Annotated in this window: 7 protein-coding genes; 4 read left to right on the top strand and 3 right to left on the bottom strand. The window is 53.4% G+C overall.

Annotated elements, in window-relative coordinates; all coding sequences use genetic code 11:
• From K2I50_RS01820 to porU, 4 genes are all read left to right on the top strand, one after another.
• The coding region (locus K2I50_RS01820) for a hypothetical protein (RefSeq protein ID WP_301024546.1) at positions 1-215 on the top strand (215 nt) is incomplete at its 5' end.
• Positions 172-843, top strand: coding sequence for a redox-sensing transcriptional repressor Rex (locus K2I50_RS01825; protein WP_301024547.1), 672 nt, complete (start codon positions 172-174; stop codon positions 841-843). The genes K2I50_RS01820 and K2I50_RS01825, both read left to right, overlap by 44 nt.
• Complete coding sequence (locus K2I50_RS01830) at positions 840-1,385, top strand: hypothetical protein (protein ID WP_301024548.1); 546 nt, start codon at positions 840-842, stop codon at positions 1,383-1,385. Before K2I50_RS01825 ends, K2I50_RS01830 begins: the two co-directional genes overlap by 4 nt.
• Before the next feature lie 131 nt (positions 1,386-1,516).
• Positions 1,517-4,816: a type IX secretion system sortase PorU gene (gene porU, locus K2I50_RS01835; protein WP_301024549.1), complete on the top strand. Its 3,300-nt coding sequence runs from the start codon at positions 1,517-1,519 to the stop codon at positions 4,814-4,816.
• A 136-nt stretch (positions 4,817-4,952) separates the two neighbouring features.
• Here porU and K2I50_RS01840 read toward each other — a convergent pair whose 3' ends face one another.
• From K2I50_RS01840 to K2I50_RS01850, 3 genes are read right to left on the bottom strand one after another with little or no spacing between them, the layout of a single operon-like run.
• Positions 4,953-5,846, bottom strand: coding sequence for a carbon-nitrogen hydrolase (locus tag K2I50_RS01840; protein ID WP_301024550.1), 894 nt, complete (start codon positions 5,844-5,846; stop codon positions 4,953-4,955).
• Between the two features lie 59 nt (positions 5,847-5,905).
• Complete coding sequence (locus K2I50_RS01845; protein ID WP_301024551.1) at positions 5,906-6,964, bottom strand: agmatine deiminase family protein; 1,059 nt, start codon at positions 6,962-6,964, stop codon at positions 5,906-5,908.
• On the bottom strand, positions 6,948-7,187 hold the full coding sequence (locus K2I50_RS01850) for a hypothetical protein (RefSeq protein WP_068960120.1): 240 nt from the start codon (positions 7,185-7,187) through the stop codon (positions 6,948-6,950). The genes K2I50_RS01845 and K2I50_RS01850 overlap by 17 nt, the downstream gene beginning before the upstream one ends.
• Positions 7,188-7,310 lie beyond the last annotated feature (123 nt).

Consider the following 7,310-nt stretch of genomic DNA (forward strand, 5'->3'; position numbering starts at 1 on the left):
GTACACTCCTTCGTCACATATCGAAAATCGTCTCAAGCTATACGACCCTGGCGGCAACATTTATTATTAAACAAGCTATTAAACATGCTATTAATGCTTTTCATCGCCCGAATGATAGAAAATCGGCAAAAAAATTCGTAATTTTGCAGCCGAAAATACAGATACATCAACGTGAGCGAAAATATACAAATACAATCACAGGCAACATTGCGTGAGCTCCCCGAGCCCACGCTGCGCCGTCTGCCATGGTATCTCGCTTATGTAGGGCTGCTGAAAGAGCGAGGAGTCGACTATGTATCATCGACCCAGATTTCAAAAGAAATCAACGTAGACGCTTCGATGATAGCCAAAGACCTGTCATTTCTCAACATAAGAGGCAAGACTCGCATAGGATACGAGGTTGCCGTCCTTGAGCATGAGCTCCAGGATTTCCTCGGATTCAAGCGTGGACACAACGCCGTGATGATAGGTGTAGGCAGCCTCGGGGCATCGCTCATACAGGATTCCGGACTGGTTAACTACGGTCTGCGCATAGTAGCCGGATTCGATATCAATCCCGATGTAGTCGACACGGCCATATGCGGAGTGCCCATTTACGACATGAACCGCTTTGCCCAGCTTATCCCGTCGCTAAAGGCCGAAATAGGCATCATTGCCGTACCGATTCATGTAGCCCAGGAGGTATGCGACGCAATGGTCGACGCCGGAATAAAGGCGCTGTGGAACTTCACACCCTTCCGCATCACAGCTCCTGAAGGAATCGTCATTACCAATACATCCATATATGCACATCTGGCGGTAATGTACAACAGACTCGAACTTAAAAACTCGCTTGAATCATGAAAGCGGTGGTAAGCATGAGGCGCCCCGACGCCCCCTTCGACTCTGCCACGCCGGTGACTGTAGTCCCCGACTCCGCCATTCTGCGCACAGGACGTCCGTGGTTCATTCCACCATTCGCACCCGGATGGCGACTGGAGACAGTGCTGGCTCTGCGTATCTCGCGGCTCGGCCACTGTATCGGCGCCAAATTCGCCGCCAGGTATTTCGACGCCATTACAATCGGTGTAATGCCGAGGCCTGTACCTCATGACCATGCCAACGGCCTGCTCGACGCATTCGACGGGGCATTCATCATAGGCGACTGGATGCCACTCCCCGCCGATGGAAATATTGAGGTATCCACCCCCGCGGGAAATATTACGCTGGACCGACAGCTTGACCTTGCTCCGGCCATAATCGAGAGAGTTAGCGAATTCGCCACATTGAAGATGGGCGATATAATAGGTCTGTGCATATTCTCGCCGATGGACAACCCTTCGCTCGACACACACTGGGAGGGAGGAATCAACGGCACGACATTGCTTTCGTTCAATATAAAATAAAGGCGACACAGAAGAATAGCCGCCACCGCTATCCAATTTATCGGCAGAGCAATTATATTGCCTACCTCTGCCACAACGGATGTCAATCGTCTTTACGAATTTTTTCAACACCAACCCACCTGTACCCACGGATGAGCCATCGTACTATTATCGCCTTCATTGCAGCCTTCCTACTGTCGACCACAGCAGTCTCCGCTCATGACAACTCATATTATGCCCAATCCTCTATTCTGGCGTCAGGTAAATGGGTAAAGGTAAAGGTGAGCCACACCGGCATACAGCAGATATCCGACTCGACACTCCTGGCGCTCGGATTTGACAATCCTGAGAAAGTTGCCGTATACGGCTATGGCGGCGCCATGTTCCGCGACGACAGATTCTCGACCGCCCTCCCCGACGACCTGCCCAGGCAGATGTCGGTACACACCGATGGAAAACTGATTTTCTACGGCCATGCAGGCGAGAAAATCACCATGTCGGGCATGACGGCCAATATAGCCTACAATCCATACACATTCGATGGATACTACTTCCTGACCGACACCCCGCCCACAGAGTATGATGCTGAACAGATACCCTACAGACATAACTCAAGAGCCATCGAAACCCACATAGCGGCCTACACCGAAAACCGCGAGCTGCAGAGCTATGAATCCCTCGGTGAGCGGTGGTTTGACACAATGCTTGAAAGCCACACTCCCACATCCTATCGTTTTCCGATAGCCGACGCCGACTTTTCAAGCACACTACGACTCGGATACGCATGGGTATCGGAAGAGAACGATTCGATAACGGTAGCAATCTCACCACAGGCAATAGTGCGCACAGCAACCGGTCTCGGCATCTCAAACCCATCTTCGCTCGTACGCCGCACAGGATACACCGACTTCACCCTCGACCGGTCGCTGACTGATACCGACACTGTCCATATCAATATCAGCCTTAAAAATCCACGCCCGGGCAGTTCGTTCGCGGCCATGGACCATGCGGCGATATCCTACACCCGACTCAACACTCTCGGCAGCGACCCGCAGCGGCGCATGTTTGCATCCGTACAGTCAGGACAGAACATGAGACTGATTAATCTCCCCGACGGCGCGCTTGCCTGGGATGTGTCGTCGGCAGAGGCTGTTCGGCCCTACCGCATAGAAAACTCAGAGATTACCCCCTCGTCAACTACGGCCACCATCATATTGTTCGACCCGAAAGCGCAACTCTATGAGCCGGAAATCTCCGATGCCGCTCTGAAAAACCAGAATCTGCATGCCTCCCCCACTCCTCACATGCTCATAGTAACCCTCGGCGCCCTACACACGCAAGCTGAGGAGCTCGCCGAAATCCACCGCAAGGAGCAGGGCATCGATGTGCTCGTAGCCGATGCCGAAGAGATATACAACGAATTCTCCTCCGGAGCATTCTCGGCAATGGCGATACGCCGATTTGTAAAAATGCACTACGACCGTGCTCCCCATAAACTGCGCTCGCTGCTGCTTTACGGAGCCGGCTCGCAGGATATGCGCCATATCACCCACTCCATGCCCATACTCCCTGTGCGTGAGTGCTCACAGGACGCATACATGTACAGCTCGTCGCAGTCATACTGTGCCGACAGCTACTTCGCAATGGTCGCCGACAACTACAACCCCAATACAATCTGGCACCAGTATCCGCTGATTGCAGTGGGACGCATACCGGTGCACACCGCCTCTCAGGCAATGGTTGTCAACGACAAAATCCGACGCTTCATCACCACACCCCACTGGCAACGCGCGGCCAACAGCCATATCTACATAGCCGACAATGTCGACGAGGGACAGTATCCTGAAAATATCGACACCGTGGCAAAGGAAATCGCATCACGGCAGGGCGACATAACCATAAAGAATTATGTCGATTTCTTTCCCGACGACTACACCACCACCTCGCCGCAGCTCAACAGCTCAATACGCCGGCATGTACACGAAGGCCTGGGATTCATACATTATATCGGCCACTCCGCATACGACGGGTTTGCCACCGGAAAGTATGGCATCTCCTCGCAAGAGACTCTAAGATGGACCAACGAGTCTATGCCGATAATGATTTTAAGCACCTGCAATCTCGGTCATTTCGACGGTGTGAAATCAACTCTCGGAGTGAAATCGCTGCTTGCGCCCAACGCATCCATAGCCAATATAGCCTACGCACGCGAGTCGTGGGCCAGGGGCAATGAAAACGCCCACACAATCATCGGGCGTCATATCGCCGGAATAAAGAAAAGCATCACGTTAGGCGAACTGTGGCTGAATATACGCAACGAGTGTATCAAGTACCACATGAACAGTACCCGCTACTCCATCAACGACCTCAACCGCAATCTTCTCGGAGATCCCGAACTGCCGCTACGCTTCCCCGAATACAATGCGACAATCGAGCTTGCCGATGACAATCAGTCGACCGAAATCACACCTCTGACACCATTCAAAGTAAGCGGCACGATATGCGACACTCTCGGAGAATGCATCGCCGACTTTGACGGAAAGGCCATGATACGTGTCAATCTTGAAAACATCCCGCAGGTGACACGCGGCATACGCGACTCAAATGCCAAGGGAGTGACATACATATGCGGCTCAATACCGATAGCGACTGTTGCCGCCGAAGTCACCCGAGGAAAATATGAGGCCACTGTAATCATACCGCGGCAGGGAGCCGGCAAATCGATTCGCCTTACTGTATATGCCGAGACCGCCGACACCTCTAATGCGGCATCAGGCGAACTTGACGGACTCACCGTGTCGGCCGAGACTCCCGACACGACCGACGATACTGAGGCTCCAGCCATAATTGAGTTCTATGCCGGAAACAAAGAAAATATCGTCACAGCACCCACCGACATGCTTTATGCCGTAGTCGGAGCCGACCGATCGGGAATAGCCACAGGAGCGGCATCCCTCGAGACTGCAATGCATATGTGGGTCGATGGAAAGATACTCGACAATGTCGCCGTATACTGTATGCCGCAGACCGACGGTACAGCAGTGATATCCATGCCGGTAGGAAATCTTATCGACGGACGCCACACCGCCACTCTGAGCGTGAGCGACAACGCCGGCAACCGCAGTGAGTGCGACGTTACCTTTGAATATGTATCAGCCGACGTATCGGCATCCCTTGAGTGCCTTACCGCGGTGGCGCGCGAAAAAGCATCCTTCCGTCTGACACACACCTATCTCTCTACCGACCCTGAAATCACTATTCTGATAACAGACCGCAACGGCCACACCGTGGCCAACACTAAAGTTGCCGCAGGAGAGGAAACATGGGAGTGGAATATGCGCGACCTCAACGACAATCCGGTAGACGACGGCACATACACGGCCTCGATTCTCACTACCGACGGCATCCGCCACACATCATCGGCTCCGGTCACATTCACAGTGCTGCGCTGATTATCAGCCAACGAGACGATTTCCACAAAACAACATCAGCCCGACACAGAATCATCCGCCGATAGCGGAGCCTGTGTCGGGCTGACATTATAATACTATATACTAATGTAGTGAATTTCTCTACATTGAGAATCCATCACACCAGATAGCGGCGGTCGAGCCCCTGGTAGGCATCGATGCGGCGGTCGCGAAGGAACGGCCACCACCGGCGCACCTGCTCTGAGCGATGCATGTCGATGTCGACAATCTCCACAACCTCCTCGCTGTCCGATGCTCTAAACAGCAGTTCGCCCTGCGGTCCGGCCACAAACGACGAGCCCCAGAACTGTATGCCGTTGGTGGCACCCGACGGGTCGGGTTCATGCCCAACACGGTTGACGGCTACGAGAGGCAGTCCGTTGGCCACGGCATGCCCGCGCTGCACTACAGTCCAGGCTTCGCGCTGACGCTCCTTCTCCTGTGCCGTATCAGTGCTCTCCCATCCTATGGCAGTGGGATATATCAGAATCTCCGCTCCCCGCAAGGCCATCAGGCGTGCTGCCTCAGGATACCACTGGTCCCAGCATACGAGCACACCCAGACGCCCTACCGAAGTGTCGATAGGCTCAAATCCAAGGTCGCCCGGAGTAAAATAAAACTTCTCGTAGTATGCCGGATCGTCGGGTATATGCATCTTACGGTACATGCCGGCCACACTTCCGTCGGTCTCAAACACGACCGCCGTGTTGTGATAAAGCCCCGGAGCGCGACGCTCGAATAGAGAGGTCACGATGACCACCCCGAGCTCTGCGGCAAGAGCAGAATACGTCTCGGTGACATCCGAGGGGATGGCTACTGCAAGATCACACATATCGGTCGACTCCGTCTGGCAGAAATAGAGCGAATCATGCAGTTCCTGATTTACGATAAGCTGTGCGCCATCCGCAGCCAACCGGCGCATCTTAGCACAAAGACGCTCGCGGTTGCCGGCAATATCTCCGTTATTCGCCTGCTGGATAAGGCCTACACGCAATATGGATTTTTCGTTCATAGGTTTTGATGGTTATGATTTGGATACATCAGCCACATTGTGATATGTCAGCGACATACTCATACCGGCAATACATCGGCCGGCAGCTGCATGGTCACACAGTGGAGCGAGCCATGCTGCTTGATCAGCGGACGGCAGTCTATACACCTTACCTTGTGGTTGGGAAAGGATATGCGCACCGTTCTGGCGGCAAGCTCATCGTGGCGCGGCTGCCCGTACGACGGCATGAGAATCGTATCGTTCATTATAAGGAAGTTGGCATAAGTGGCCGGCAGTCGGTTGCCCTCCTCGTCGTATATGGCGTCGGGCCACGGCAGCTCGATAAGATTATAGGGCATACCCTGCGGAGTGCGCATCTCCATCAGCTGGCTCTTCATAGCCTGAAGGGCCGGATAGTGGGGGTCGGACTCGTCATCACACCCGACATACAGTATCGTATCGTCGGGAGCCATACGCGCGAGCGTGTCGATATGGCTGTCGGTATCGTCACCTTCAAGATAGCCATGGTCGAGCCACAATACTTGCTTCAGGCCGAAATACTCCTTCAGACGCGCCTCGATTTCTGCGCGCGACAGGTCGCCATTGCGGTTGGGCGACAGCAGACACTCGGAGGTGGTAAGCATAGTGCCGCACCCGTCGCTCTCGATGCTGCCACCCTCAAGCACAAAGCCCAGACGGTTGACATACGTGCCACGCAACAGGCCGGCCTCGACCATACGCCGTGTGATGAGATTGTCGCGGTCGGCAGCAAACTTAAGCCCCCAGCCATTAAACTTGAAGTCGGTAATCTCCCAGCCTTCAGGCGTCTCCACAGAAATGGCGCCGAAGTCACGGGCCCACGTATCGTTGGTGGGACATTCCAGATAGAGTATCCTCTCGGCATGCGGATGCCGCTCAAGGGCCTTGCGCGCCGGAGCTGTGTCAGGAGCCACGATTATCAGTGTCTGCTCATCGGCAATAGCCCGGGCTATCTCCGTGAAGCACTCTCTGACCTCGTCAAGCATAGGTGCCCAGTCGGTATCCTCGTGAGGCCATGACAGGAGCACAGCGCCCTGACGCTCCCACTCTGCCGGAAGACGGCGCGACGACATGGTCTCTGCATTACAACTCGATATCATCGTCGGTAAGTGTGTCATAAATCGAACTCTGGTTGTCAAGATATTCCTCGCAGTAATCGAGAAAGCCGTTCTTCTCCGAGGAGCCTACCGCGTCGCACCATTCGCGATACTCGCTACGTAACTCCGGATCCTCATGAATCATCTTTTTAAATTCAGCATCAGCTATATCTACGCTTCCATACTGGCCGATGACCTTAAGGAACACTTCGGTAATATCGCTCATGTTTTTATGTTATGTTAAGGTAATTTATCTTTTATTAAAGCCGCAAGTGCATTTCCGGCAATTTCACTCCAAATTTACATCAACCTGCAATATATACAAAATTAATTGTCATTTTTTAATAAG

This window comes from Muribaculum sp., assembly GCF_029051885.1.
Taxonomy (GTDB): Bacteria; Bacteroidota; Bacteroidia; order Bacteroidales; family Muribaculaceae; genus Muribaculum.